This is a genomic window from Pelomonas sp. KK5, from assembly GCF_001984095.1.
Classification (GTDB): domain Bacteria; phylum Pseudomonadota; class Gammaproteobacteria; order Burkholderiales; family Burkholderiaceae_C; genus KK5.
In genome coordinates this window covers 1-25633 of sequence record NZ_LYVQ01000083.1, presented here as the reverse complement: position 1 = coordinate 25633, position 25633 = coordinate 1, and the positions used below count along the sequence as shown (strand labels likewise).

General features: G+C 69.5%; 21 protein-coding genes and 1 pseudogene. 14 read left to right on the top strand and 8 right to left on the bottom strand.

All coding sequences use genetic code 11. From position 1 onward, the window contains the following. The coding region (locus tag B0W88_RS14705; RefSeq protein WP_198937842.1) for a heme-binding protein at window positions 1–279 on the top strand (279 nt) is incomplete at its 5' end. An 11-nt stretch (window positions 280–290) separates the two neighbouring features. On the opposite strand, the gene B0W88_RS14700 is transcribed toward B0W88_RS14705, so the two are convergent. Further along, on the bottom strand, window positions 291–1400 hold the full coding sequence (locus B0W88_RS14700) for a TIGR03118 family protein (RefSeq protein ID WP_077035397.1): 1110 nt from the start codon (window positions 1398–1400) through the stop codon (window positions 291–293). 163 nt (window positions 1401–1563) lie between these two features. Here B0W88_RS14700 and B0W88_RS14695 point away from each other — a divergent pair, with 163 nt between their 5' ends. The 3 genes from B0W88_RS14695 to B0W88_RS14685 all read left to right on the top strand — a co-directional run bounded on the left by B0W88_RS14695 (window position 1564) and on the right by B0W88_RS14685 (window position 5410). Continuing rightward, window positions 1564–2469: a LysR family transcriptional regulator gene (locus B0W88_RS14695; protein WP_077035396.1), complete on the top strand. Its 906-nt coding sequence runs from the start codon at window positions 1564–1566 to the stop codon at window positions 2467–2469. Window positions 2470–2591: 122 nt separating this feature from the next. Beyond that, window positions 2592–4013, top strand: a complete 1422-nt coding sequence (locus tag B0W88_RS14690; protein ID WP_077035395.1) for a nucleobase:cation symporter-2 family protein — start codon at window positions 2592–2594, stop codon at window positions 4011–4013. Further along, entirely contained in the window at window positions 4013–5410 is a 1398-nt protein-coding gene (locus tag B0W88_RS14685) for an 8-oxoguanine deaminase (RefSeq protein ID WP_077035394.1), read from the top strand. Before B0W88_RS14690 ends, B0W88_RS14685 begins: the two co-directional genes overlap by 1 nt. A gap of 16 nt (window positions 5411–5426) precedes the next feature. On the opposite strand, the pseudogene B0W88_RS14680 reads toward B0W88_RS14685, so the two are convergent. Further along, a pseudogene (locus B0W88_RS14680) lies at window positions 5427–6575 on the bottom strand (LysR substrate-binding domain-containing protein); the annotation flags it as partial. A 104-nt stretch (window positions 6576–6679) separates the two neighbouring features. On the opposite strand from B0W88_RS14680, the gene B0W88_RS14675 reads away from it, so the two are divergent. The 5 genes from B0W88_RS14675 to B0W88_RS14655 all read left to right on the top strand — a co-directional run bounded on the left by B0W88_RS14675 (window position 6680) and on the right by B0W88_RS14655 (window position 11651). Next, entirely contained in the window at window positions 6680–7546 is an 867-nt protein-coding gene (locus B0W88_RS14675) for an amidohydrolase (protein WP_077035393.1), read from the top strand. Further along, the gene (locus tag B0W88_RS14670) at window positions 7540–8409 is read left to right on the top strand and encodes a hypothetical protein (RefSeq protein WP_077035392.1); all 870 of its coding nucleotides are present in this window, start codon (window positions 7540–7542) and stop codon (window positions 8407–8409) included. The genes B0W88_RS14675 and B0W88_RS14670 overlap by 7 nt, the downstream gene beginning before the upstream one ends. Before the next feature lie 37 nt (window positions 8410–8446). Then, entirely contained in the window at window positions 8447–9778 is a 1332-nt protein-coding gene (gene dctA / locus B0W88_RS14665; protein ID WP_077035391.1) for a C4-dicarboxylate transporter DctA, read from the top strand. A gap of 83 nt (window positions 9779–9861) precedes the next feature. Further along, window positions 9862–10890 carry a porin gene (locus B0W88_RS14660; protein WP_077035390.1) on the top strand — a complete coding sequence of 343 codons (1029 nt, stop codon included), beginning with the start codon at window positions 9862–9864 and terminating at the stop codon, window positions 10888–10890. A gap of 47 nt (window positions 10891–10937) precedes the next feature. Beyond that, entirely contained in the window at window positions 10938–11651 is a 714-nt protein-coding gene (locus B0W88_RS14655; protein ID WP_077035389.1) for a YebC/PmpR family DNA-binding transcriptional regulator, read from the top strand. A gap of 9 nt (window positions 11652–11660) precedes the next feature. On the opposite strand, the gene B0W88_RS14650 is transcribed toward B0W88_RS14655, so the two are convergent. Continuing rightward, entirely contained in the window at window positions 11661–12596 is a 936-nt protein-coding gene (locus tag B0W88_RS14650) for an ABC transporter substrate-binding protein (RefSeq protein WP_077035388.1), read from the bottom strand. 244 nt (window positions 12597–12840) lie between these two features. On the opposite strand from B0W88_RS14650, the gene B0W88_RS14645 reads away from it, so the two are divergent. Further along, the gene (locus B0W88_RS14645; protein WP_077035387.1) at window positions 12841–15369 is read left to right on the top strand and encodes a TonB-dependent receptor; all 2529 of its coding nucleotides are present in this window, start codon (window positions 12841–12843) and stop codon (window positions 15367–15369) included. Between the two features lie 3 nt (window positions 15370–15372). Next, on the top strand, window positions 15373–17064 hold the full coding sequence (locus tag B0W88_RS14640) for a bifunctional UDP-sugar hydrolase/5'-nucleotidase (RefSeq protein ID WP_077035386.1): 1692 nt from the start codon (window positions 15373–15375) through the stop codon (window positions 17062–17064). Here B0W88_RS14640 and B0W88_RS14635 read toward each other — a convergent pair. From B0W88_RS14635 to B0W88_RS14615, 5 genes are read right to left on the bottom strand one after another with little or no spacing between them, the layout of a single operon-like run. Then, window positions 17048–17269, bottom strand: coding sequence for a DUF3565 domain-containing protein (locus tag B0W88_RS14635; protein ID WP_077035398.1), 222 nt, complete (start codon window positions 17267–17269; stop codon window positions 17048–17050). The two genes, B0W88_RS14640 and B0W88_RS14635, sit on opposite strands and share 17 nt — an antisense overlap. Further along, complete coding sequence (locus tag B0W88_RS14630) at window positions 17269–18681, bottom strand: efflux transporter outer membrane subunit (RefSeq protein WP_077035385.1); 1413 nt, start codon at window positions 18679–18681, stop codon at window positions 17269–17271. Before B0W88_RS14630 ends, B0W88_RS14635 begins: the two co-directional genes overlap by 1 nt. After that, on the bottom strand, window positions 18678–19823 hold the full coding sequence (locus B0W88_RS14625) for an efflux RND transporter periplasmic adaptor subunit (protein WP_077035384.1): 1146 nt from the start codon (window positions 19821–19823) through the stop codon (window positions 18678–18680). Before B0W88_RS14625 ends, B0W88_RS14630 begins: the two co-directional genes overlap by 4 nt. Next, complete coding sequence (locus B0W88_RS14620) at window positions 19813–22980, bottom strand: efflux RND transporter permease subunit (RefSeq protein ID WP_077035383.1); 3168 nt, start codon at window positions 22978–22980, stop codon at window positions 19813–19815. Before B0W88_RS14620 ends, B0W88_RS14625 begins: the two co-directional genes overlap by 11 nt. Beyond that, a complete protein-coding gene (locus B0W88_RS14615) occupies window positions 22971–23468 on the bottom strand; it encodes a MarR family winged helix-turn-helix transcriptional regulator (protein WP_077035382.1) in 498 nt (165 codons plus the stop codon). The genes B0W88_RS14620 and B0W88_RS14615 overlap by 10 nt, the downstream gene beginning before the upstream one ends. Before the next feature lie 209 nt (window positions 23469–23677). On the opposite strand from B0W88_RS14615, the gene B0W88_RS14610 reads away from it, so the two are divergent. The 3 genes from B0W88_RS14610 to B0W88_RS14600 all read left to right on the top strand — a co-directional run. Beyond that, window positions 23678–24700 carry an NADP-dependent oxidoreductase gene (locus tag B0W88_RS14610; protein WP_077035381.1) on the top strand — a complete coding sequence of 341 codons (1023 nt, stop codon included), beginning with the start codon at window positions 23678–23680 and terminating at the stop codon, window positions 24698–24700. Continuing rightward, complete coding sequence (locus B0W88_RS14605) at window positions 24700–25158, top strand: GNAT family N-acetyltransferase (protein WP_077035380.1); 459 nt, start codon at window positions 24700–24702, stop codon at window positions 25156–25158. The genes B0W88_RS14610 and B0W88_RS14605 overlap by 1 nt, the downstream gene beginning before the upstream one ends. Next, window positions 25155–25633, top strand: a 479-nt coding sequence (locus B0W88_RS14600) for a glutathione S-transferase family protein (RefSeq protein ID WP_198937841.1), incomplete at its 3' end; no start/stop codon positions are given. The genes B0W88_RS14605 and B0W88_RS14600, both read left to right, overlap by 4 nt.

Sequence of the window (25633 nt, the reverse complement as noted above, 5' to 3'; positions counted from 1 at the left end):
GCCCGCCGCAAGCGCAACACGGTCGAGCTGCTGGGCCGCAGTTCCTACGGCATCGGCCGCGAGCACGCGCGCAGCGGCAGCTCGCTGGAGGCGTCGATGGGGCTGCCGACGCGTGACTACGCCAAGCATGGCGGGGCGTTCCCGATCGCCCTGGCCGACGGGACCGTGATCGGTGTCGTCACGGTCTCGGGCCTGCCGCAGCGCGAGGACCACGCGATGGTGGTCGAGGTGCTGGCGGGCCTGTGCGGCGCGGCGCCAGCGGACCTTGCGCTGGGCTGAAGAGGCGCCGTTCAGTTCGCCGTGATGCGGCCGTAGACGCCGTGCGTCTCGTCGTTCGGGCCGGCCGCGAAGAACAGGGTCGTCGTCGGCTGGGCATTCAGCCCGTTGCCGAAGGCGATGCCCCAGAGGCCGTCGATCACGATGGCCGCGCCGTCGCTCCTGCTCAGGGTGCCCAGCAGCGCGCCGCTCGTCGGGTCGTAGGCGTTGATCTTGCCGTCGCCGAAGTTGCCGACCAGCAGGGCGCCGTTGAAGGCGCCGAAGCCGCTGGCCGGCGCCATCGCCAGGCCCCAGGGCGCGTTCAGCGCACCGCCCACCACCAGCTCCTTGATCAGCGCGCCGGCCGTGTCGTAGACGTCGACGACGCCCAGCCCGGCGCCGAGGGTGGCATCGTGCGCGGTGCTGTCCTGCTTGGCGTAGGCGACGTAGATCCGGCCGCCCAGCGCCTGGATGCCGAAGGGCGCGTAGCCCGCCGGCAGGCCGGGGTCGCGGAATGCCGTGGCGCCGCTGGCGAGCAGGTGGAAGCCCGCGTCGAAGACGTCGACGCGGCCGTTGTGGAAGTCGGTGGCATAGAGCTGGTTGGCGGCCCCGTTCATCGCGATGGCCAGGCCCTTGTAGGAAGCGGCGCCGGCGCTGCCGTCGTAGACGCCCAGGGCCGCCGTGGCCGCCACCGAGGGCGCCCAGGCGGCGATCTGCCCGCCCTCGGTGGCGAAGATGAAGGGGCTGGCGCCGCTTGCGCCGCCGCTGGTGAGCTTGAAGTCGGTGCTGCTGGCGTTGAAGACGATGCCGGTCGGCGCGTCCGGCGTCGTCACGACCAGCGATTGGGGCACGCCGTTGCCGTCGTACAGCGTGGAGGTGCTGGTGCCGTTGTTGGCCACCCAGACGAAGCCCTGCGGGTTGAAGGCCACGCCCCAGGCGTTGACGAGGCGGGTGTCGCGCTGGCTGGTGGCGTAGGCGCCGAGGCTGGTGTCCGTGACCAGGCTGGTGACGGTGAAGCCGCTGGCCATGGGCGGGCCGCTGCTGTTGCCCATGCCGCCGCCGTAGCCGCCACCGCCGCCGCAGGCGGCCAGCAACAGGCCGGCCGCCACCAGGCCGAACAGGCCCGTCCGTGTATTGCGTGTCATGTTGCGCTCCTTGCCGGCGGGTGCTGTGCGCCGTTGTGCCTGAGTGCCCGGGAGCTCGGCGAACGGTTCGACGGGGCGAGGTAAAGAAAGCAGCGCCCGGCAGCAGGAGTCTCCTGCGCGCAGGATGCCGAGTCGGGGCGCCGGCCGGCGGCAGAATGCGTCCATGCATGCCAAGGTGCTCCGCTACTTCGCCGAGGTCGTCCGCACCGGCTCGATCCGCAAGGCGGCCGAGCAGCTGCATGTCGTGCCCACGGCGGTGAGCCGCCAGATCCTCAACCTGGAGGAGGATCTCGGCGCCCCGCTGTTCGAGCGGGTGCGCGGCACGCTGCGGCTGACGCCGGTCGGCGAGATCGTGCTGGAGCATGCCCGCGCCACGCTGCGCGAGTTCGAGGGCGTGCGCGAGCGCATCGCGGCCGTGCAGGGCCTGAGCCAGGGCGAGGTGACGCTGGCGACGACCACCGGCCTGGCCTCGGCCTTCCTGCCCGGCGTGGCGCAGAGCTTCCGCGTCGAGCATCCGGGCATCCGGCTGAAGCTGCTGGACTATCCCTTCGGCGAGATGCTCAAGAGCGTGGCCGATGGCGACTGCGACCTGGCGCTGGCCTACGACGTGCCCGACAGCGCCGGCGTGCAGGTGCTGTTCACCAGCGAGTGGCCGATCGGCATCGTCGTGCCGCCGGGCCATGCGCTGACCGGCCAGGCCACGGCGCTGCTGTCCGACTGCATCGGCTACCCGCTGATCCTGCCGGCCGCCGCGCTCTCGCTGCGGCCGCTGCTGGACGGCGCCTTCGCGCGCAGCGACATCCGCGTCACGCCGGTGGTGGAGAGCACCTCGACCTCGCTGATCCGCCAGATGGTGGCGCGCGGCAGCGGCATCACGCTCTTGAACCGGCTGGACATGGACGAGGAGCGCCGCAGCGGGCTGCTCGTCTTCGTGCCGCTGCGGGACCAGCATCCCCGCCCCCAGACGCTGCGCCTGATCTGCCGCCCCGGCCGCCCGGCGAACCTGGCGGCCGACCTGCTCGCGCGCCACCTGATCCGCGGCTTGCAGCGCCTGTTGACGGCCGCCTGATCGGGGCTAACCCGCGCAAGCGTCCACTTTTTCTGCACGGTTGGCACGAAATTCGCTGCTCGCGCCGGCGGGCGGCCTTGCCTAGACTTCCATCGCCCGCTAAGCCTGAAAGGATTCACGCGATGAGTTCCCGCAGCAGTACCTCCGTCGATGGCTACACCAACAGCCATCTGCTCGACCAGCGCCTTCCCGCCGGCCGTTGCGCCGCCCTCGGCCTCCAGCACGTGCTGGTGATGTATGCCGGCACGGTGGCCGTGCCGCTGATCGTCGGCGGGGCCCTGGGCCTGTCCAAGGCCGACATCGCCTTCCTGATCAACGCCGACCTGCTCGCCGCCGGCATCGCCACGCTGATCCAGGCGCTGGGCCTGTTCGGCTTCGGCATCCGCATGCCGGTGATGATGGGCGTTACGTTCGCGTCCGTCGGCCCGATGATCGCCATCGGCACCGACCCCTCGCTGGGGCTCACCGCGATCTACGGGGCCACGATCGTCTCCGGCCTGTTCGGCATCGCGATGGCGCCGCTGATGGGCCGGGTGCTGGGCGTGTTCCCGCCGCTGGTCACCGGCACGGTGATCACGCTGATCGGCGTCTCGCTGATGGGCGTGGCGATCAACTGGGCCGGCGGCGGCCAGCCTTCGAGCATCCAGATGGTCGATGGCGTGAGGCACGCCGTCTTCAACCCCGACTACGGCGATCCGTCCAAGCTGGCCATCGCCGGCCTGGTGCTGCTGGTGGTCATCGGCATCAGCCGCTACGGCAAGGGCCTGGTCGGCAATATCGCGGTGCTGCTGGGCATCGTCGTCGGCGTGATCGTCTCGCTGGCCATGGGCCGCATGCACTTCGACGGCCTGGCCGAGACGCCCTGGGTGGCCGTCACCACGCCCTTCCACTTCGGCATGCCGCGCTTCGAACTGTCGGCGGTGATCTCGATGTGCATCGTGATGATGATCACCCTGGTCGAGTCCACCGGCATGTTCCTGGCGCTCGGCGCCATCACCGGCCGGCAGGTCACGCCGGACCTGCTCACCCGCGGCCTGCGCGCCGACGGCCTGGGCACCGTGATCGGCGGCGTGTTCAACACCTTCCCCTACACCAGCTTCTCGCAGAACGTGGGCCTGGTGACGGTCACCGGCGTGCGCTCGCGCTACGTGGCGGCGGCCGGCGGCCTGATCCTGATCCTGCTGGCGCTGTTCCCGAAGATGGCCCATGTCGTCGCCAGCGTGCCCACCTTCGTGCTGGGCGGCGCAGGCATCGTGATGTTCGGCATGGTGGCCGCCACCGGCATCCGCATCCTGGGCAGCATCGACTTCGCGCAGAACCGCCACGGCCTGTTCGTCATCGCCATCTCGATCGGCCTGGGCCTGATCCCGACGCTGTCGCCGACGCTGCTGCAGCACCTGCCGGCCTGGCTGCACCCGATCACCCACAGCGGCATCGTGCTGGGCACGCTGGCCGCGGTGATCCTAAACCTGTTCTACAACGGGGTGGCCTCGTCCGAGCGCTCGATGCACATGGCCGCCGCCACCGCCCATTCCGCCGAGTGATGAATCAAGAAGAAGCAGTGAAGGTCCTGCGCCACGCCGAAGTGGTGCTGACGATGGACGAGGCACGGCGCGAGATCGCCGATGGCGCCGTCGTGATGCGCGGCCCGGAGATCCTCTGGGTCGGGCCGACGGCCGAGCTGCCGGCTGCGATGCTGGCGGGGGCCGCCGAGGTGATCGACCTGCACGGCCATGTGCTGATGCCGGGCCTGGTCAACACGCACCACCACATGTACCAGAGCCTGACCCGCGTCGTCCCTGCGGCGCAGGACGCGGAACTGTTCGGCTGGCTGCAGAACCTGTACCTGCTGTGGGCCCGGCTGACCCCCGAGATGATCCGCGTCTCCACGCAGACGGCGATGGCCGAGCTGATGCTGTCGGGCTGCACCACCAGCAGCGATCACCTCTACCTGTTCCCCAACGGCAGCCGCCTCGACGATTCCATCGAGGCCGCCCACACGATGGGCATGCGCTTCCACGCCGCGCGCGGCAGCATGAGCGTGGGCCGCAGCAAGGGCGGGCTGCCGCCGGACGAGGTGGTGGAGGACGAGGCCGCGATCCTGAAGGACAGCGAGCGCCTGATCGCCCGCTGGCACAACCCTGGCCGCTTTGCGATGCAGCGCATCGTCGTGGCGCCGTGCTCCCCGTTCTCGGTCTCCCGCGAGCTGATGCGCGACGCAGCCATCCTGGCCCGCGAGAAGGGCGTGTCCCTGCACACCCACCTGGCCGAGAACGACAACGACATCGCCTACTCCCGCGAGAAGTTCGGCATGACGCCGGCCGAGTATGCCGAGAGCCTCGGCTGGGTCGGCCCGGACGTCTGGCATGCCCACTGCGTCAAGCTGGACGAGGCCGGCATCGCGCTGTTCGGGCGTACGGGGACAGGTGTTGCCCACTGCCCCTGCAGCAATATGCGCCTGGCCTCGGGCATCGCCCCGATCGGTGCGATGCGCCGCGCCGGCGTGCCGGTGGGCCTGGGCGTGGACGGCAGCGCCAGCAACGACGGCGCCCACATGCTCGGCGAGGCCCGCCAGGCGATGCTGCTGGCCCGCGTGGGCCACGGGCCCGCGGCGATGACCGCGCGCGAGGCGCTGGAGATCGCGACGCTGGGCGGCGCCAAGGTGCTGGGCCGCGACGACATCGGCGCCTTGAAGCCCGGCATGGCGGCGGACCTGGTCGCCTTCGACCTGCGCGGCGTCGGCCATGCCGGCGCCTGGCACGACCCGGTGGCCGCGCTGGTGTTCTGCCAGCCGGCCAATGCCAGCCTGTCGGTCATCAACGGCCGGGTGCGCGTGCGCGGCGGCGAGCTGGTGGACGTGGAGCTGGCGCCGCTGCTGCAGCGGCATCGCGAGCTGGCGAAGACGCTGTACGAGGCGGCGCGGCGGCCGCATACCGCCTGAGCTGGCACTGCGCCTGCAGCTGCTCGATGAAATCCTGCTGCACCCGCGTCGGCAGCCAGTCCGCCCGCGTGGTGTAGCCCACCGCCCGGTCGGCCTGCGGCGCGGCCACCGGCAGCGCCACCACCTCGTTGCGGTAGTTGCCGTAGAGGATGTGCGAGCGAGACAGCAGCGAGATGCAGTCGTTCTCGTCCAGCATCGCCATCATCATCGCCAGCGAGCTGGTCTCCACCAGCACGCGCGGCGCCTGGGGCAGCGTGGCCAGCAGCGCGTCGACGACCGAGCGGCGCGGCATGTCCTGCTGCGGCACGACCCAGCCGTGGGCCGCCAGGTCCTTCAATGACACCTTGCGGCGGCTCGCCAGCGGATGCTCGCGGCGCACGACCACCACATACGGGTCGGTGAACAGCTCCCGCTCCACCACATTGCCCGCCAGCCTCGGCTCGCGCAGCGCGCCGACGATGATGTCCAGCCGCCCGAAGCGCAGGTCCTCCAGCAGCCGCGCGTGGGCGCCCTCGCGGATGGTGACGGTGACGTTGGGATAGGACTCGCGCAGGCGGCCGATCGTGCGTGCCAGCAGGCGCTGCGGCATCAGCGGCAGCACGCCCACTGCGATGCGCCCGGCCGCTTCCCCGCGGGCCGTGACCAGTTCGGCCAGCGCCTGGTCGATCTCGCCCAGCGCCACCACCAGCCGCCGGGCCAGCTCCTGCCCGGCCGCGTTGGCCGAGACGCTGTGCACCCGGCGCCGGTAGAGCGGCACGCCGATCGTGTCTTCGAGGTCGCGCGCCGCCTTGTGGACGGCCGGCTGCGAGATGCCGAGGCGCCGCGCGGCCTCGGCCGCCGAGCCGGTCTCGGCGATAGCGACATGGCAGCGGATCTGTGAATCGGTCAGCCGCCGGCTACGGGCCCTGCCGCCGGCCGGCATCGCCGCCTCGATCTGGTCCAGCAGCCGCCGCACGCGGCGCTGCAGCAGCGCGCCATCCGCGGTCAGCTCACTGCCGCCGAAGCCGCGCTCGAACAGCACCGCGCCGAAGCTTTCCTCCAGCTTCTTGATCGCCTGGCTGACGGCAGGCTGCGTCAGCGCGACCGACTCGGCCGCCTGGCTGATGCCGCCCTCGCGGCAGACCGCATCGAAAAGCACCAGTCGGCGCAGCTGGGGTGAGTCCATGGCTTCACTTTAATTTATGGCAGAGGTGCCGGGATCAATTAGTGCAGGAGCGCTCGTCTCCCTACAGTCTGCTTCAGGTCTTCAAGCAGCTTAATCAATCAGTCATGGACTACGTCGACACCCACACCCACGCCATCTCGCCGGACCACGACCGCTACCCGCTCGCCCCGGTCGGCGGCAAGCAGTCCGACTGGTCCGCCCACCGCCCGGCCGACTACGGGAGCCTGCTCGCCTCGCTGGATGAGGCGGGCATCCGGCATGCGATGGTGGTGCAGGCCTCCACGGCCTATGGCAACGACAACCGCTACGTGGTCGATGCGGTGAAGGCCCATCCGGACCGCTTCTGCGGCGTGTTCTCGATCGACGTGCTGGCGCCGGACGCGGTGGAGCGCTTCAAGTTCTGGCTGGGCGAGGGCCTCAGCGGCCTGCGCCTGTTCCTGACCGGCACCACGATGCCCGGCCAGGCGAACTGGCTGGATGACGAGCGCTCCTTTCCCGTGTGGGAGTACGCCCAGGCCAACAACATCTCGATCTGCCTGCAGATGACCGCCGCCGGCATCCCCGCGCTGCGCCGCATGCTGGGCCTGTTCCCGCGCAGCCGCGTGCTGCTGGACCACCTGGCCCGGCCAGACCTGTCCGACGGCCCGCCCTATGCCTCCGCACAACCCTTGTTCGACCTGGCCGAGCATCCGGGCGTCTACCTGAAGCTCACCAACCGCACGATCACCGAGGCCTCGCGCGGCGCCTCGACGCCGCAGGCCTTCATGCCGAAGGTGCTGGCAGCGTTCGGTGCCAGGCGCATCGCCTGGGGCTCCAACTTCCCCTCGGCCGAGGGCTCGCTGAAGTCGCTGCTGGCCGAGGCGCAGGCGGGGCTGGCGATGCTGTCGGACGAGGATCGGCAGTGGATCTTCGGAGACACCGCGCGCTCCATCTATCCGGAGTTGAGCCGCATGGGAGCACGGTCATGCTGAACGCCGCCGTCAAGCGCTACCCGCACACCGCGCCGCTGATGGACGGGGCACTGCGCGAGCCCGGCCTGCAGCTCAACTGGCTGGATATCGAGCCGATCCACAAGGCCTTCGCCCCGATGGCCCGCCGCCAGGCCTACGACGTCAGCGAGCTGGCCATCGCCACGCTGCTGCAGGCCAAGGCCTACGGCAAGCCGATCATCATGCTGCCCGTCGTGCTGGCCGCACGGCTGCAGCAGGGCTGCCTGGTCTACAACCGCAGGCATCGCCCGGGCCTGACGGTGAAGGACCTGGCCGGCGCCAGGGTCGGCGTGCGCGCCTACACGCAGACCACCGGCATGTGGCTGCGCGGCATCCTGGACGAGACCTACGGCATCGCGCCCGAGGCCGTGCGCTGGACCACCTTCGAGGGCGCCCACCTGGAGGAGTACCAGGATCCCGCCTTCGTCAGCCGCGCGCCGGCCGGCGGCAAGGGCATGCTGCAGATGCTGATCGACGGCGAACTGGACGCCGCCATCTTCGGCAACGACCTGCCCAGGCACGAGGACATCGGGCCGGTCATCGCCGACCACGCCGAGGCCGACCAGCGCTGGCTGGCCACGCACGGCTTCGTGCCGATCAACCACGTGCTGACGATACCGACGGCCGTCGCGCAGGCGAACCCGGAGGCCGTGGGCGCCGTGTACCGGCTGTTCCTGCAAGGCAAGGCCGCGGCCGGCGATGCGGCGCGCAGGCGCCTGCCCGACGGCATCGAGGCCTTGCGCGCCCCGCTGGCCAAGACGCTGGCCTTCTGCGAGCGCCAGGGCCTGATGCCGCGCCCCTTCGGCGTGGACGAGCTGCTGGCCGACTGCCACGACTACCTCTGAGCCGATACACAAGAACGAAGGAGACAATGAAGTGAACATGAAAGACCTGCCGCCCGTCCCGCCGCCGCCGGCGCGGAAGATCAAGAAGCCCTGGTACCGGGACATCTCCTTCCAGGTGTTCGTCGGCATCCTGCTCGGCGTGGCCGTCGGCCACTGGTGGCCCGATGCGGGCAAGGCCTCGCAGCCGCTGGGCGATGCGTTCATCCGGCTGATCCAGATGGTGGTCGGGCCGATCATCTTCTGCTCGGTGGTCAGCGGCATCGCCAACGCCGGCGACATGAAGAAGGTCGGCCGCGTGGCGATCAAGGCGCTGGTCTATTTCGAGGTGATCACATCCATCGCGCTGCTGATCGGCCTCGTCACGATCAACCTGCTGCAGCCCGGCGTCGGCATGAACATCGACGTGGCGGCGCTGGACACCGGCGCGGCCGACAGCTACATCACGCAGGCGAAGCACTTCGAGTCCACCAGCCTCTTCCTGCTCAACCTGATCCCGAAGACCATGGTCTCGGGCTTCGCCAGCGGGGACATCCTGCAGATCCTGTTCGTCTCGGTGCTGTTCGGCTTCGGCCTGGCCGCGGCCGGCGATCGTGCGAAGCCGATGCTCAACGTGCTGGAGAGCTTCGCCCAGGGTGTGTACTGGATCATCGGCCTGGCGATGAAGGTCTCGCCGATCGCGGCCTACGGCGCCATCGCCTTCACCGTCAGCAAGTTCGGCGTCGGCTCGCTGGTGGCCCTGGGCAAGCTGGTGGGCGAGTTCTACCTGACCTGCCTGCTGTTCTTCGTGCTGGTGCTCTGGCCGGTGGCCCGCATGGCCGGCTTCAGCCTGCTCAAGCTGATGCGCTACATCCGCTCGGAGCTGCTGCTGGTGATCGGCACCAGCTCGTCCGAGAGCGTGTTCCCTCAGCTGCTGAAGAAGCTGGAACAGCTCGGCTGCGAGCGCTCGGTGGTGGGCCTGGTGCTGCCCGGCGGCTATGCCTTCAACCATGACGGCACCTGCCTGTACTTCGCCGCGGTATCGGTGTTCCTGGCGCAGGCCACCAACACGGCGCTGGGCTGGGAGCACCAGCTGGCCCTGCTGCTGGTGCTGCTGATCACCTCCAAGGGCGGCGCCGGCGTGGCCGGCTCGGCGATCGCGGTGCTGGCCGCCACGCTGGCGGCGACGAACGCGATCCCGGTGTCATCGATCGCGCTGATCCTCGGCGTGCACCGGTTGCTGTCCTCGGCCTTCGTGTTCGTGAACATCACCGGCAATGCGGTGGCCACCGTGGTGGTCGCCCGCTGGGAGAAGGCGCTGGACCGCCAGCGCCTGCAGGCCGAGCTCGAGGCCGGCTACGTCGAGCCCGAGCTGGCGATCGCCCACCACTAACCGGCAAACCCGACGGCATCCGTATCCGCAGCAAGGGCTGCGGGGCGGGCTGCCGCGTCCCAGAATCACAAGGAGACAAAACCATGAACCGCTCTGCATCCCCAATCCTGGCCGCCTCCGCAGCGCTGCTGCTGGCACAAGCCGCCCACGCCCAGACCGAAGTGAAGATCTTCGGCACCGCCGACGGCGGCGTCCGGCACCTCAGCAACGTCAACGCCGCCGGCGACAGCAAGACCATCATGGGCACCAACGGCTGGAACAGCTCCAACAAGCTGGACTTCGCCGGCCGCGAGGAACTGGGCGGCGGGCTGGAGGCGCACTTCCTGCTGGAGAACGGCTTCAACCTCGCCACCGGCGCGCTGGACAACACCACCGGCACCTTCTTCCAGCGCCAGTCCTTCGTCGGCCTCAAGGGCGCCTGGGGCGCGATCGACCTGGGCCGCCAGTACACGATCTCGCACGACTTCATCCTCGACTACGACCCCTTCCGCTTCAACTACACGCCGCTGATCCCGCTGACCCAGGCCTCCAGCGGCACCCGCTTCAGCAACGACGTCAAGTACACCGGCGACTTCGGCCGCTTCCGCCTGGAGCTGGAGAACTCCTTCGGCGAGGTGGCGGGCAGCAACAGCAGCGGTTCGGCGCGCGGCATCGGCCTGCAGTACATGGGCGAGGACCTGATCGCCGGCGGCTCCTACAACCGCCGCAGCGTGCTGGTCGGCACCACCTATCGCAACGAGGACTACTACCTCGTCGGCGCCGCGTGGAAGCACGGCAGCCTCGGCCTCTCCGGCGGCTACATGCTCGACACGATCGACATGGAGGGCACGGCGCCGAACACCGCCACGCGCAATGCCTTCGGCGGCGCGAGCTGGTCCTTCACCGAGCAGCTGAAGCTGACCGGCGGCTTCTATCGCACCACATCCAGCACCGACAAGGCCCGTGGCAAGGACATGACCATCGTCGGCCTGGACTACTCGCTGTCCAAGCGCACCAAGCTCTACCTGGAGGCCGACCGCAACAAGTGGAAGACCAAGGTCGTGTCCACGTTGAACGCGGCGGGTGTCTCCAATCAGACCGGCGTCACCATGGGCATCAACCATCGCTTCTAGCCCGGTGTATAAACCCGCCCCATTGCAGGATTGAAGGAGTAGAGGCGATGGGCGCACAGTGGAAGGCCAAGCACAAGGACATCGCGGCCAATGCCAAGGGCCGCATCTTCGGCAAGCTGTCCAAGGAGATCATGCTGGCTGCGCGCAGCGGCGCGGACCCGGACATGAACCCGAAGCTGCGCATGGTGCTGGCCGCGGCGCGCAAGGCCTCGATGCCGCGCGACACGCTGGAGCATGCGGTCAAGAAGGGCGCCGGCCTGCTGGGCGAGCCGGTCAACTACGAACGCGTGACCTATGAAGGCTTTGCGCCGCACCGGGTGCCGCTGATCGTCGAGTGCCTGACCGACAACGTGAACCGCACCGTCTCGGAGATCCGCGTGCTGTTCCGCAAGGGCCAGCTGGGCGCCAGCGGCTCGGTGGCCTGGGACTTCGACCACGTCGGCCTGATCGAGGGCGCACCCGCCGCACCGGGGGCCGACGGCGAGCTGGCCGCGATCGAGGCCGGCGCGCAGGATTTCGAGGCCGCCGAGGAGGAAGGGCACATGCTCTTCATCACCGAGCCGGCCGAGCTGGACCTGGTGGCCCGCGCGCTGCCGGCCCACGGCTTCAACGTCGTCTCGGCCAAGCTCGGCTACCGGCCGAAGAACCCGGTCGACCCGGCCTCGCTGAGCGCCGAGGCGCTGGAGGAGGTGGAGACCTTCCTGGCCGCCATCGACGCGCACGACGACGTGCAGGACGTGTTCGTCGCGCTGGGCGGCTGAGCCGCCGGATCAGGCGCCGTCGGCGCAGACCTGCCTGGACGGGCCGGCGGCCTTCCAGCCGGTGCCGTACTCCGACAGCGCCTTCTTCTCTTCCTTCGTGATCACGTCCGGCACCTTGAGCGTGATGACGCTGCGCTGGTCGGGCTTCACCAGCGCCCACATGTCGCGGTTGGACGGATGGCTCTTGAGCATCTGGTGCAGCTGCCCCGAGCAGTAGAGCTGCTTCATGCCGCGGGCCAGCAGATCGCGCAGCTGGGTGTTCTTGGGCGAGACGTAGAAGAACAGGTCGGTGCCGTACTGGCCGTACTGGATCACCGCCGAGGGCTCCAGCACGATGCCGCCGGCGGCGATGCCGGCGAGCTCGGGGCCGACCTCGAAGATGCCGCGGTTCAGCGCGTCGAAGCGCTCCTTGCGCAGCATCACGAAGAGCTGCTGGTAGACCGGCGACTTCTCCACGTGGATGCCGTTGGCCTCCATGATCGGCGTGTCGGCCCAGGTGGTGCCCGAGCCCACCGAGAGCTTCTGCAGGCCCGCCAGTTCCAGCGGCGGGTGAGTCTTCTTCAGGCTGTTGGGCGTCATCAGCAGCGCGCGGATGCCGCCGCCGCCCAGGTAGATCGGTACCGGCACCGGCGTGAGGCCGGCCGTGTTCTCGCCGCCGGCGCTGGTGGCGATCACGTCGCAGCCTTCGCCCTGGATCACGGCCATCGAGATGCGGCGGTCGGCCGACCTGGCGTCCACGTCCTTGCAGCCCTCGACCGTGGCCTTGACGCCCACGGCGCCGAGCGCAGCCGTGAGCAGGTCGATGCGGTACTGAAGTAACTGGTTGGTTTTTGCGTCCTCGGCCTTGGAGAGGTGGAGGGTCATCGACTGCGGCGCGTCGGCCGCGGTGGCGATGCTGCCGCAGGACAGGACCGAGAGGCACAGGGCTGCTGCTGACAGCTTCATATCGTCTCCTCCTTGCTTTGCAGACCCATGCTACGAGCAAGTGCCGCCGATGTCATCGGCGGGATAAGAGAAGTGAAGGAATGTTTCCACTCGGTATCCATGGCCCGTGCGGCCGCCGATTCACGGCGATGCCACATTTGCTCGCGATGCTGCGCGCCTTGCGCTAACGCCATGCCTCGACGGCATGTGGCGCAGAAGTTGCTCGCGGACTCCGCCGCGCTCACAACAACAGGATCGATTGGGAATGACCGAACAGAAACTCGTCCGCTTCGCGCGGACCGCATTGAGCCTGGCCGCCGCTGCGCTGGCCGCTTCCGCTGCCCACGCGCAGGCCACGACCGCCGCCGACACGGACGCGCCCCAGACCCAGGAGGCAGCACCGGGCAAGGCCCCGCAGCGCGCCAACGCATCCAGCACCTCCAACACCACCAATGCCAACGCCTCTCAGCGCGCGATGGAGCAGCTCGAGAAGATCGAGGTGAGCGGCCAGAGCCACTCGCTGGGCGGCGGCCTCATGACGGTGCAGATCGCACCGAAGGCGGTCTCCACGATCACCCGCAGCGCGATCACCCAGGCCGCCCCGGGGGCCAACTACGGCCAGATGATCGCCAGCATGCCCGGCGTGGTCGCGATCACCGACGACCCGACCGGCCTGTTCGACAGCAACTACCAGATCCGCGGCTTCACGAACGACCAGATCGGCGTGACGGTCAACGGCGCGCCGGTCAACGACAGCGGCAACTACCGCGTCTACCCGACCGAGTACGGCGACACCGAGAACATGAACGACATCACCGTGCTGCAGGGCTGGCCGGATGTCGACCAGGCGGTGGCCGGCGCGGCCGGCGGCACGATCGCCTGGTCCACGATCGACCCCTCGCACAAGTTCAGCCTGGACACCAGCGTGACCGGCGGCAGCAACAACTACCGCCGCGAGTTCGTGCGCCTGCAGACCGGCGATACCGGCGCGATCCGCTCCTGGCTCTCCTATTCGCACAACAGCGCCGACCTGTGGCGCGGCGTGGGCCATGCCAAGGTGGACAAGATCGACGGCAAGTCGGTCTGGACCATCGACGGCGCGAACTCGATCTCGGCCTCGCTGCAGTACAACCGCGAGGTGCGCATCGGCGGCTACCAGATGCTGACCGCCGCGCAGGCCGCGGCCAACTACTACACCAACTGGAACGCCACGATGGCGTCCACCACCGACACCAGCTACTACAAGCTCAAGACCAACCCGTTCGAGAGCTATATGGTGAGCCTGGACGGCGAGTTCACGCTGAGCGACTCGCTGCACCTGTCGGTCGTGCCCTACTTCCAGTACGGCTCAGGTGGCGCCGGCTCCGGCTTCACCTTCACCGAGAACACCGCCGCCGCCAACATCGGCCGCTTCGGCTACGTCAACTATGACCTCGACGGCGATGGCCAGGTCACCAACAACAAGAAGGTGCTGAGCTACTCCTACTCGGGCTCCGACACCTGGCGCCCGGGCGTGATCGCCAAGCTGGTGCAGGACTTCGGCCCCACCGACACGCTGACCTACGGCTTCTGGCTCGACGTGCCGCGCGAGGAGCAGCGCCAGGTCTACACGACCGTCGATGCACAGGGCAATCCGGCCGACATCTGGGCCAACAGCAACCTGGTCAAGTACACCGCCAGCGGCGACCCGCAGTACAACTACCTCGACTACACCAAGACCAAGCTGGGCCGCCTGTTCATCAGCAATGACTGGACGCCGGACAACAAGTGGACCATCACTGCCGGTGGCGCCTACACCCGCGTGACGCGCGAAGGCGTCGGCTATCAGCATCTGGGCGCCACGGCCGGGCCGGTCTACTCGCAGCAGTTCGGCGGCTACTCCAGCAATAGCTGGAACAAGTTCACCCCGTCGGTCGGCGTCAAGTTCCAGTTCGACAACGCCAACCAGTTCTACGCCGGCTACGGCCGCAGCTTCCGCGCCCCGGTCAACGGCGTCATCACGCAGAGCAATGCGGTGATCGAGTACTACCGCCAGAACCCCGCCGAGCTGGTGCGCAGCGGTCTTACCAACGAGCAGCTCAACGCCATCGGCACCAACAAGCCCGAGACCGCGGACACCGTGGACTTGGGCTGGCGCTATTACGCCGGCCCGGTCTCGGCCAGCGTGGACGTCTACGCCTCCAACCTGAAGAACAAGCAGGTCTCCGGCTATGACAGCGTCACCGCGCAGACGGTTTATCTGGCAGTGCCGGTGCTGCACCAGCGCGGCTTCAATGCCGAGGCTAGCTACAAGGTCTACAGCGACCTGGACCTGTACGCGTCCTACGCCTACACGACGTCCACGATGATGACCAACACGGCCACCATCGGCGACGGCACCTACCCGACCCAGGGCAAGTCCTTCGTCGACGTGCCGCGCAACACGCTGAACCTGGGCGCCAGCTTCCACCACGGCCCCTTCTGGGCGAGCCTGTACGCCAACTACCGCAGCAGCTTCTGGGCGGACTGGGTCAACACCGAGAAGGCGCCGGGCTACTCGACCGTCAGCCTGAACACCGGCTGGAACTTCGACGATGTGTCGGGCTGGCTGAAGAAGCCGCAGCTGAAGGTCAACGTCTCCAACCTGACCGACAAGAAGGCGCTGACCTTTGCCAACACCACCAACTTCCTGGCCACCAAGGGCGCCGTGAACGACGTGGACACCGGCAAGAACACGCTGTACTCCAGCGCCGCCACCTACAACCTGCTGGCGCCGCGTGCGGTGATGGTCACGTTGAGCGCTTCGTTCTTCTGATCCATGACGTCGTCTTCATCCTTGCTGCTCCGTGCTGCAGCGGTGGTGGCGGCTGTCGGGCTGGCCGGCTGCGTCGCGACGCAGCCGGCCGGTCCGCGCACGCTGACCGTCCTGTCGATCAACGACTTCCACGGCTACCTCCAGTCCCGCGGCCCGACGCCGGCGATGCTGCGCCTGCCCGAGGCCGACGGCAGCCTCGGCAGGCCGCAGGCGGCCGGTGGCATCCCCTACCTGGCCAGCGCACTCGACGAGTTGCGCGCCCAGCATCCCGATGCGCTGGTTGTCGCCGCCGGCGACCTGATCGGCGCCTCGCCGCTGAACTCGGCCCTGCTCGACGACGAACCCAGCCTCGCGGCCTTCGACAAGCTGGGCCTGGTCGCCTCCGCGCTCGGCAACCACGAGCTCGACATGGGCCTGCCCGCGTTGCAGGACAAGCTCGCCGGCCGCTGCCCGGCCACCGGCTGCCCGCTACCCGGCTACAGCGGCGTCCACTTCCCCTACCTGGCCGCCAACCTGATCGACAGCTCGGGCAAGACCCCGTTCCAGAGCTACGTGATCCGCGAGGTGCAGGGCCTGAAGCTCGCCGTCGTCGGCGTGGTGACCAAGGACACGCCCAAGGTCTCGCTGCCTCGCAATATGGAAGGCCTGCGCTTCCTCGACGAGGCCGACACGCTCAACGCGCTGGTGCCCGAGCTGCGCGCCCAGGGCGTGCAGCTGCTCGTCGCCGTGATGCACGAGGGCGCCGAATGGCGCGGCCCGGCCAACGACCCGAGCTATGCCTGCGCGGGCCTCGGCGGCCGCGGCGTGGACATTGCCCATCGCCTGGCCAAGGACTACGCGATGATCGTCAGCGGCCACAGCCACATGGCCTACACCTGCAAGGTCGACGGACGGCTGCTGGTGCAGGCCGGCAGCTTCGGCGCCTGGGTGACGCAGACGACGCTGCAGGTCGATGGACAGGGCCATGTGCTCGATGCCCAGGCGGTCAACGTGCCGGTGCTGCAGTCGCTTTACACGCCGGCCCCGGCCTTCGCGGCGCTGGAGGCCGAGGCCGAGAAGCTGACCGAGTCGGTGCGCCTGCGCCCGATCGCCACGGTCGCCCACGGTCTGCGCCGCACGCCCACCGACCCGGACGGCGATGCCGGCCTGGGCAACCTGATCGCCGACTCGCAGGCCGCCTATGCGCGCGCCCACGATACGGTGAAAGGCGCCGGCCCCGTGGTGGCGCTGATGAACCTCGGCGGCATCCGCACCGATCTGGAAGCGAGCCCGGCGCGGCCGGTCAACCTCAGCGAGCTGACCGCCATCCAGCCCTTCCATAACGAGCTGGTTGCACTGACCCTGAGCGGCGCGCAGCTGCGCGAGCTGCTCACGCACCAGCTGCCGCGCGGCACCAGCGCGCCGCGCCTGCTGCAGCCCTCGTCCAGTCTGCGCTACAGCTGGGCGCGCGCGGCCGACGGCAGCAGCCGGCTGGTGGAGGTCCAGGTCGACGGGCAGCCGCTCGACGACGCGCGCTCGTACCGCATCGTCGCCAACGGCTTCATGGCCGATGGGGGCGAGGGCCTGTCCGTGATGCGCCAGGGCCGCGACCGGACCGTGCTCGGCGTGGACCTCGACGCCTTGCTCGACTACCTGCCCGCCCATCCCGAGGCGGTGGACCAGGTGCAGCCGGGCCGGATCAGGCGGGTGGAGTAGGCCACCAGTCCCGCGGCGCGCCCTGCTCGCATTTGCGGCAAGGCAAGACCTGACCCTTGGTCGCCTCGCGCCCGGCCGCGGTCACGACCCACGGCCGGTTCTGCCACGGCGGGTCGTGCCGCACATGCTGGTTGTGGCCGCAGGCGAGTTCGGCCACCCAGTGGCCTTCCTCGTCCTGGTGGAAGCCGACGATGGGCTGGTCCATCAACCGGCCGTCCATCCTCCGCCCAGCGCCTTGATCAGCTGCACGCTGGCCCGCCGCTGGCGCGTGGCCAGCTCGGCGGCACTGCGCTGGCTCTGCAGCGTGGCGGTCTGCGAGGTGACCACTTCCAGGTAGCTGGCGGCGCCCTCGCGGTAGCGGTTGTTGGCCAGCGTCAGCGCGCGCTCGGAGGCCGCCAGCGCGGCGGCTTCGGCCTCGGCGGCGGCGCCGTAGTGCTGCAGCAGCGCCAGCTGGTCCTCCACTTGCTGGAAGGCGCCGATCACCACGCCGCGGTAGCGCGCGCCGTTCTCGTCCAGCACCGCCTGGGTGCGGGCGATCTCGGCCTTCTTGCGGCCGCCGTCGAACAGGCTGCCGGCCAGCGTCGGGCCCAGCGCCCAGAAGATGTTGGGCGCGGCGATGAAGTGGCTCAGGTCGCTGCTCTGGTAGCCGAACAGCGCGCTCAGCATCACCGAAGGGAAGACCGCGGCCCGCGCCACGCCCACGCTGGCGTTGGCGGCGGTGACGCGGCGCTCGGCCGCGGCGATGTCGGGCCGGCGCTGCAGCAGCGTGGAGGGCAGGCCGGTCGGGATCGCGGGCAGGGCGATGTCGGCCAGGCGCGGGGCGATGCTGAAGTTCGAGGCCGGCTCGCCCAGCAGCGCGGCGATCGAATGCTCGACCAGCGCGCGCTGCGCCTGCGACTGCCGGGCCTGAGAGCGGGCCGATTCCAGCTGCGCCTCGGCGCGGGCCAGGTCCAGGCCGTTGGAGACGCCGGCCTCGTGGCGCTGGCGGATCAGCGCGCGAGCCTTGTCGTAGGCCTGCACCGCCTCGTGCAGCAGCGCGTAGTCGCGGTCCAGGCCGCGCAGGGCGATATAGCTGTCGGCCAGCTGGGCCTGCAGCGAGAGCCGGGCCGAGGCCAGGTCGGCCTGCGCCGCCTGCTCGCTGGCCAGGCCGGCGTTCACCTGCTGGCGCACGCGGCCCCACAGGTCCAGTTCGTACTCCAGGTCCAGGCCCGCCGTGTAGGAGCCGTAGGTGTCCGGCGAGGTGGGGCCCAGCACGCGCAGGGGGCGCAGCTCGGCCTGGCGGTCGCGCTGCAGGTTCAGCGAGCCGCTCAGCGAGGGCAGCTCGGCCGCGCGCAGCTGCGTGGTGGCGGCGCGGGCCTGCTCGTAGCGGGCCAGCGCGGCGGCGAGGTCAGGGCTGCCTTCGGCCAGGCGCTTCTGCAGCCCGTCCAGCTCGGCATCGCCGTACAGCGTCCACCAGTCGCCGCGCGGCGCATGGTCGGCCGGGGCGGCGGCGGTCCAGGGCGCGCCTTCCTTGAAGGCCGCGACGGCTGGGATCTGCGGCAGCTCGGCGGGTGGCTGCTGCGTGGACGCGCAGCCGGCCAGCACCAGCGCCGAGACGAGCGTGAGCCGCTTCATCATTGGCGCACCCGCACCGCGTCGCCGTTGCCGACGCCGTCCGGCGGGTTCTCGATCACGCGGTCGCCGGCCGTCAGGCCGGTGGCCACCTCGATGGATGCGCCGAGGTCGCGCGCCACCGTCACCGGCTTCAGCAGCACCTTGTCGCCGGCGCCGACGGTGGCCACGTTCAGGCCGGCCTTGTTGAAGATCAGCGCGCCGGGCGGGATCGCCAGCGTGCCGGGCAGGCCGGGGAGGTCCAGGCTCAGCTGGGCCGAGCCGCCGGGCAGCAGCTCGCCGGTGGCGTTGTCCACGGTCAGCTGCACCAGCATGCCGCCAGAGCTGGCCGAGATCGCGCGCGAGGTGGACTGCACCGTGGCCGTGTAGGTCTGGCCCGGATGCTCGGGCACCGAGAGCCGCGCCTTGGTGCCCGGCTTGATCGCGCCCACATAGGTCTGCGGCACGCTGGCGTAGACGCGCAGCTTGCGCGTGTCCGAGACGACGAACAGCTCGCTGCCCGCCGCGCCGCTGCCGACGTTGATCAGCTGGCCGACGTCGGTGTTGCGCGTGGTGACCGTGCCGTCGAACGGGGCGGTGATGCGGGTGTAGGCCTTCAGCGACTGGATGCGATCGACATTGGCCTGCAGCGCCTTGACGGCGGCGTTCTTGGCGGTGAGGTCATTGGTCTTCTCCTCGACCTCCTGGCGCGAGACCGAATCGCTGCCCAGCAGCGACTGCCAGCGCTTGGCCGTCACCGCGGCCTGCGCCGCATTGGCCTTGGCGCTGGCCAGCTCGGCCTGGGCCTGCAGCAGCTGCTGGTCGAGGTCGGGCGTCTCGATCTCGGCCAGCAGCTGGCCGGCCTTGACCGGGGTGCCGATGTCGGCGGTCCAGCGCTTCAGGTAGCCGCTGACGCGGGCATACAGCGGCGCGCGTGCGAAGGCCTCGATGCGGCCGGGCAGTTCCAGCGTGGCGGCATTGCCGGCCGCCTTGGGCGCGATCACGCTGACGGTGGGCACGGCCAGCGCCTCGGCGCGCTCGTTCAGGCGGGCCGCGTCGGAGCGGCGGGTGACGACGCCATAGACGACGATGCCGGCGGCGATCAGCACGATCAGCAGCGCGCTGGTGGCGAGGCGGCCCCGTGACAGGGTGGTGGACTCAGACGACATAACTCTCTCCGATGACGGACGATGCTTTGGGAGCCGGCCGGCGGTGGGCCAGGCTGAAGACGACGGGCACGAAGACCAGCGTGGCCACGGTCGCGAAGACCAGGCCGCCGATCACCGCGCGGCCCAGCGGCGCGTTCTGCTCGCCGCCTTCGCCCAGGCCCAGCGCCATCGGCAGCATGCCGATGATCATGGCCAGCGCGGTCATCAGGACCGGGCGGAAGCGCACGAAGCCGGCTTCCAGGCCGGCGGCGACGGCATCGCCCAGCTCTTCCAGCCGCTCGCGGGCGAAGCTGATCACCAGCACGCTGTTGGCGGTGGCCACGCCCATGCACATGATGGCCCCGGTCAGCGCGGGCACGCTCAGCGTGGTGTGCGTGGCGAACAGCATCCACACGATGCCGGCCAGCGCCGCGGGCAGGGCGCTGACGATCACCGCCGGATCGCTCCAGGACTGGAAGTTCACGACGATCAGCAGGTAGATCAGCACGATCGCGCCCAGCAGGCCGAACAGCAGGCCCGAGAAGGCCCGCTCCATCGTCTGCACCTGGCCCAGCAGCGCGACGCTGGAGCCCTTGGGCAGCTCGCCCTTGGTCTCTTCGACGACACGGCGGATGTCCGCGGCCACGGCGCCGAGGTCGCGGCCCTCGGTGGCGGCGTTGATCTGCACCATGGTCTGGATGTCGTACTGGCTCACCGTGGCGTTGGACGTGCTGCGGGTGAAGGTGGCCAGGCCGCCCAGCGGTTGCGAATTTCCTCCGACCGGGAGGTTGGCCAGGTCCGACAGCCCGTCCAGCTTGTGCTGCGGCGTCTGCATCACGATCGCATAGCTGATGCCGTTGGCCGGGTTGAGCCAGAAGGTCGGCGCCACCTGGCTGCTGCCGGCGAGGTTGACGACCAGGTTGTTGGTGACGTCGCGCGCGGTCACGCCCAGCTCCTGCGCCCGCGTGCGGTCGATGTCCACGTTGAACACCGGCGCCTTGTTGGACTGCTGGATGCGCGCATCGGCCACGCCGGGGATGGCGCGGATCTTCTTCAGCAGCTTGTTGCCGTACTCGAAGTTGCCGGCGAGGTTGTTGCCGCGGATCTGCAGGTCGATCGGCGCGGGGGCGCCGAAGTTCAGGATCTGGCTGACGATGTCGGCCGGCGGGAAGCTGAAGACCGTGTCCGGGAACTCGCGCGGCAGTTTCTCGCGCAGCTCGCGCACGTAGTCGGCGGTGGGGCGGTGCTCCTTGGTCAGCGCGATCTGCACGTCGCCGTCCTGCGTGCCGATCACGCCGGTGTTGTTGTAGGTCAGGTTGATCGAGCTCTGCGGCAGGCCCAGCGTGTCGACGATGGTGCTCACCTCCTCGGCCGGGATGACGCGGCGCACCGCGTCCTCGATCTTCGCGAAGCGCGCCGCCGTCTCCTCGACGCGGGTGCCCACCGGCACGCGCGCATGCATCAGGATCTGGCCGCCGTCCACCGAGGGGAAGAAGTTGCTGCCCAGGAAGGGGATCAGGCAGGCCGACACCGCGATCACGCCGACGAAGCCCATCACCACCGTGGGCCGGTGGTGCATGGCCAGCTCCAGCAGGCCGCGGTAGCCGCGGCGGATGTGCTCGAAGCGGGCCTCGAAGCCGCGCTGGAAGCGGATCAGCGGGTTGCGCGTATCTTCCCGTTCGTGCGCATGGACGTGGGGCTTCAGCAGGTACTTCGCCATCGTCGGCACCAGCGTGCGCGAGAGGATGAAGGAACACAGCATCGCCAGCATCACCGCCTCGGCCATCGGCACGAACAGGTAGCGGGCCACGCCGGTCAGGAAGAACATCGGCACGAACACGATGCAGATGCACAGCAGCGAGACCAGGGCCGGCGTCACGATCTGGCGGGCGCCGTCCATGATGGCGGTCTCCACCTCCTTGCCGTGCTCCAGGTGCCAGTTGATGTTCTCGATCGTCACCGTGGCGTCGTCGACGAGGATGCCCACCGCCAGTGCCAGGCCGCCCAGGGTCATGATGTTGAGCGTCTCGCCCAGGGCCGCCAGGCCGATCAGCGCGCCCATGATCGAGAGCGGGATCGAGACGGCGATGATCACCGTGGAGCGCCAGCTGCCGAGGAACAGCAGGATCATCAGGCTGGTCAGCGCCGCGGCGATGCAGCCTTCCACCGCCACGCCGCTGATGGCGGCGCGCACGAAGATCGACTGGTCGTTGATCGGCACCACGTTCAGCGCATCGGGCCAGCCGGACTTCATCTCGGCCAGCTTGGCGCGGATGCCGTCCACGATGGCCAGCGTGGAGGTGGAGCCGTTCTTCAGCACCGACATCAGCACCGAGCGCGAGCCGTCCACGTGCACGATATTGGTCTGCGGCGCATTGCCGTCGTGGACGTTGGCGACGTCGCGGATGTAGATCGTCGCGCCGTTGACCACCTTGATCGGCAGGTCGCCCAGGTCCTTGATCGCGGAGGGCGCGTTGTTCAGCTGCAGCGTGTACTCCTGCTCGCCGATCTTCTGCGTGCCCACCGGCACGATGATGTTCTGCGCCGCCAGCGCCAGCGACACCTCCTGCGCCGACAGCCCGCGCGACTGCAGCGCGGCCGGGTCGAGGTCGATCATCACCTGGCGCTGCTTGCCGCCGTAAGGGAAGGGGATGGCCGCGCCGGGCACGGTCACCAGCGGCGTGCGCACGGTGTTGACGCCCAGGTCGAACAGGTTCTGCTCCGACAGGCCCTTGCCCGACAGCGCCAGCTGCAGGATCGGCACCGTCGAGGCGTTGTAGTTCAGGATCAGCGGCGGCGTGATGCCCGGCGGCATCTGGCGCACGGCCACCTGCGCGATGGCGGTGACCTGCGCGTTGGCCACCGCGACGTTGACGCCCGGCTGGAAGAAGATCTTGACGATGCCCACGCCGGCATAACTGGTCGCCTCGATGTGCTCGATGTCGTTGACGGTCGTCGTCAGCGAGCGCTGGAACAGCGTGGAGATGCGGCCGGCCATCTCCTGCGGCGGCAGGCCGGTGTACTGCCAGGCCACGGCGATCACCGGGATCTTGATGTCCGGGAAGATGTCGGTGGGCGTGCGCAGGGCGGCCAGCGGGCCGATGCCCAGCAGCAGCAGCGCCATCACGATGAAGGTGAGCGGGCGCGTCAGCGCCACGCGGACGATGCCTACGAGCATTGCGGGGACTCCTTGCGGTCGGCGGCGCCGGGCATCACCGTATCCATATTGGCCTGGACGCGGCGCAGCAGCTTCATCAGCAGGCGGCGCTCGTCCTCGTCGAAATCGGCCAGCGCCTCCTCGCGGTTGCGGTCGCCGATCTCCCAGATCTGCGCCAGCACGCCTTGGGCCTGTTCGGTCAGGTGCAGGCAGTGGGCGCGCCGGTCGGCGGGGTCGATGCGCTGGCCGACCAGGCCGTCCTCGGCCATGCGGGCCAGCAGCCGGCCCAGGGTCATCGGATCGGTGTCGGTCAGCGCGGCCAGGCGGGCCTTGGAGATGCCCTCGTTGCGCTGCAGGTAGGCCAGCACCCGGCACTGGGCCAGCGTCAGGCCGCCGATGGCGCTGCCGACGGCCAGGCGCTCGAAGTTCAGGGCATGCAGCCGCGCCAGGTCGCGCAGCAGGAAGCCGAACTCGCGCTGCGGGTCGGCGAAGGTGTCGTTTGCGCTCACGCGGCGGTTCCCTCGATGTTGGTCGGTATCAGCTGATAGTGTAGGAAGGCTTTGGCGTCCGTGCAGGTTGGCGGTTATGCGTAGAGGCCGGCAAAGTTCTGTGAATCGGGCGCTTGTCGCTCCCGGGACGGTGCCCTGCGATGGGGCGTGCTTGAATCGCAGCCTTTGCGGAGAATCGGATCCCCGCACCAGCAGGAGGCACGACCACCATGAGCACCACGATCAACAAGCAGATCCATCTCGTCTCGCGCCCCCAGGGCGAACCCACCACCGGCAACTTCCGCCTGGTCGAGGCGCCGGTCCCGGCGCTGGCCGAGGGCCAGGTGCTGGTGCGCAACCACTACCTGAGCCTGGACCCGTACATGCGCGGCCGCATGAACGACGGCAAGAGCTACGCGCAGCCCCAGCCGCTGGACCAGGTGTTCCTGGGCGGCACGGTCGGCGAGGTGGTCGAGTCCCGGAACGAGCATTTCAAGGCCGGCGACAAGGTCGTCGGCATGGGCGGCTGGCAGCAGTACCAGCTGGTCGACGCGAACCAGCGCGGCGTCCTGCAGAAGGTGGATACGACGCACGTGCCGCTGTCGGCCTATCTGGGCGCCGTGGGCATGCCGGGCGTCACCGCCTGGTATGGCCTCACGAAGATCATCGCCGCCAAGGCGGGCGAGACGGTGGTCGTCAGCGCGGCCAGCGGCGCGGTGGGCGGCGTGGTGGGCCAGCTGGCCAAGCTGCGCGGCGCGCGCGCCGTGGGCCTGGCCGGTGGCCCTGACAAATGCCGTTATGTCGTCGAGGAGCTGGGCTTCGACGAATGCATCGACTACAAGCAGCATCCGGACGTGAAGTCGCTGTCGGCGGCGCTGAAGGCCGCCTGCCCGGCCGGTGTCGACGGCTACTTCGAGAACGTCGGCGGCAAGATCCTGGATGCGGTGATGCTGCGCTCGAACGCCTTCGCCCGCATCGCCCTGTGCGGCATGATCTCCGGCTACAACGGCGAGCCGATCCCGATGGCCGCCCCGCAGCTGCTGCTGACCAACCGGATGAAGCTCGAAGGCTTCATCGTCAGCGAGCACATGGAAGTGTGGCCCGAGGCGCTGAAGGAGCTGGGCACGCTGGTCGCCACGGGCAAGCTGAAGTTCCGCGAGTCGGTGGCCGAGGGCATCGAGTCGGCGCCGGAGGCCTTCCTGGGCCTGCTCAAGGGCAAGAACTTCGGCAAGCAGCTGGTCAAGCTGGTCTGATGGACTGGATCTGCGCCAGGCTTGAAGAGCTGGCGCCGCGCCAGCTCTACGCGGCGCTGGCCTTGCGCAGCGCGGTCTTCGTCGTCGAGCAGGCCTGCGTCTACCTGGACCCGGACGGCCACGACCTTGACCCCGGCTGCTGGCAACTGCTGGGCTACGAGGATGGCGAGCTGCTCGCCTGCGCCCGCCTGCTGGCGCCCGGCGTGAAGGGCGCGGCCCAGGTCCACCCGATGATCGGCCGCGTCGTCACCGCCCCGGCCGGCCGAGGCCGCGGCCTTGGCCGGCCGCTGATGCAGCGGGCGATCGATGAATGCAGTGCCCGCTGGCCGGGCCTGCCGATCGACATCGGCGCGCAGGCGCACCTGCAGCGCTTCTACGCGAGCCTCGGCTTCGTCCAGCGGGGCGAGCCCTATGACGAAGACGGCATCGCCCACATCGACATGAGAAGGCAGCCATGAGCGACCTGATCCTCCACCACTACGCCGGCTCGCCCTTCTCCGAGAAGATGCGCCTGCTGTTCGGCTACAAGCAGCTCGCCTGGCGCAGCGTGGACGTGCCGGTGATCCTGCCCAAGCCGGACGTGCTGGCGCTGACCGGCGGCTACCGGCGCACGCCCTTCCTGCAGATCGGCGCCGACATCTACTGCGACACCGCGCTGATGGGCGAGCTGGTCGCGCCCGAGCTGCAGCCCGGTCCGGCCCGCATCGTCGCCCAGTGGGCCGACACCGACCTGTTCTGGGCCATGATCAGCCACGTGATGCAGCCCAAGGGCTTCATGGCCATCATGGGCGGCCTGCCGCCGCAGGTGCTGCAGGCCTTCGCGGCCGACCGGGCGGCGATGACGGCGGGCATGAAGCGCCCGAGCGCCGCCGACGCCACCGCTGCGCTAACGAGTTACCTCGACTGGCTGGAGCAGACGCTGGCCGACGGCGG

Excerpts from the sequence above, each read along its gene's own strand:
- B0W88_RS14700 (WP_077035397.1), bottom strand. The coding sequence starts at position 1,400 with ATGACACGCAATACACGGACGGGCCTGTTCGGCCTGGTGGCGGCCGGC.
- B0W88_RS14695 (WP_077035396.1), top strand. The coding sequence starts at position 1,564 with ATGCATGCCAAGGTGCTCCGCTACTTCGCCGAGGTCGTCCGCACCGGC.
- B0W88_RS14690 (WP_077035395.1), top strand. The coding sequence starts at position 2,592 with ATGAGTTCCCGCAGCAGTACCTCCGTCGATGGCTACACCAACAGCCAT.
- B0W88_RS14685 (WP_077035394.1), top strand. The coding sequence starts at position 4,013 with ATGAATCAAGAAGAAGCAGTGAAGGTCCTGCGCCACGCCGAAGTGGTG.
- B0W88_RS14675 (WP_077035393.1), top strand. The coding sequence starts at position 6,680 with ATGGACTACGTCGACACCCACACCCACGCCATCTCGCCGGACCACGAC.
- B0W88_RS14670 (WP_077035392.1), top strand. The coding sequence starts at position 7,540 with ATGCTGAACGCCGCCGTCAAGCGCTACCCGCACACCGCGCCGCTGATG.
- dctA (WP_077035391.1), top strand. The coding sequence starts at position 8,447 with ATGAAAGACCTGCCGCCCGTCCCGCCGCCGCCGGCGCGGAAGATCAAG.
- B0W88_RS14660 (WP_077035390.1), top strand. The coding sequence starts at position 9,862 with ATGAACCGCTCTGCATCCCCAATCCTGGCCGCCTCCGCAGCGCTGCTG.
- B0W88_RS14655 (WP_077035389.1), top strand. The coding sequence starts at position 10,938 with ATGGGCGCACAGTGGAAGGCCAAGCACAAGGACATCGCGGCCAATGCC.
- B0W88_RS14650 (WP_077035388.1), bottom strand. The coding sequence starts at position 12,596 with ATGAAGCTGTCAGCAGCAGCCCTGTGCCTCTCGGTCCTGTCCTGCGGC.
- B0W88_RS14645 (WP_077035387.1), top strand. The coding sequence starts at position 12,841 with ATGACCGAACAGAAACTCGTCCGCTTCGCGCGGACCGCATTGAGCCTG.
- B0W88_RS14640 (WP_077035386.1), top strand. The coding sequence starts at position 15,373 with ATGACGTCGTCTTCATCCTTGCTGCTCCGTGCTGCAGCGGTGGTGGCG.
- B0W88_RS14635 (WP_077035398.1), bottom strand. The coding sequence starts at position 17,269 with ATGGACCAGCCCATCGTCGGCTTCCACCAGGACGAGGAAGGCCACTGG.
- B0W88_RS14630 (WP_077035385.1), bottom strand. The coding sequence starts at position 18,681 with ATGATGAAGCGGCTCACGCTCGTCTCGGCGCTGGTGCTGGCCGGCTGC.
- B0W88_RS14625 (WP_077035384.1), bottom strand. The coding sequence starts at position 19,823 with ATGTCGTCTGAGTCCACCACCCTGTCACGGGGCCGCCTCGCCACCAGC.
- B0W88_RS14620 (WP_077035383.1), bottom strand. The coding sequence starts at position 22,980 with ATGCTCGTAGGCATCGTCCGCGTGGCGCTGACGCGCCCGCTCACCTTC.
- B0W88_RS14610 (WP_077035381.1), top strand. The coding sequence starts at position 23,678 with ATGAGCACCACGATCAACAAGCAGATCCATCTCGTCTCGCGCCCCCAG.
- B0W88_RS14605 (WP_077035380.1), top strand. The coding sequence starts at position 24,700 with ATGGACTGGATCTGCGCCAGGCTTGAAGAGCTGGCGCCGCGCCAGCTC.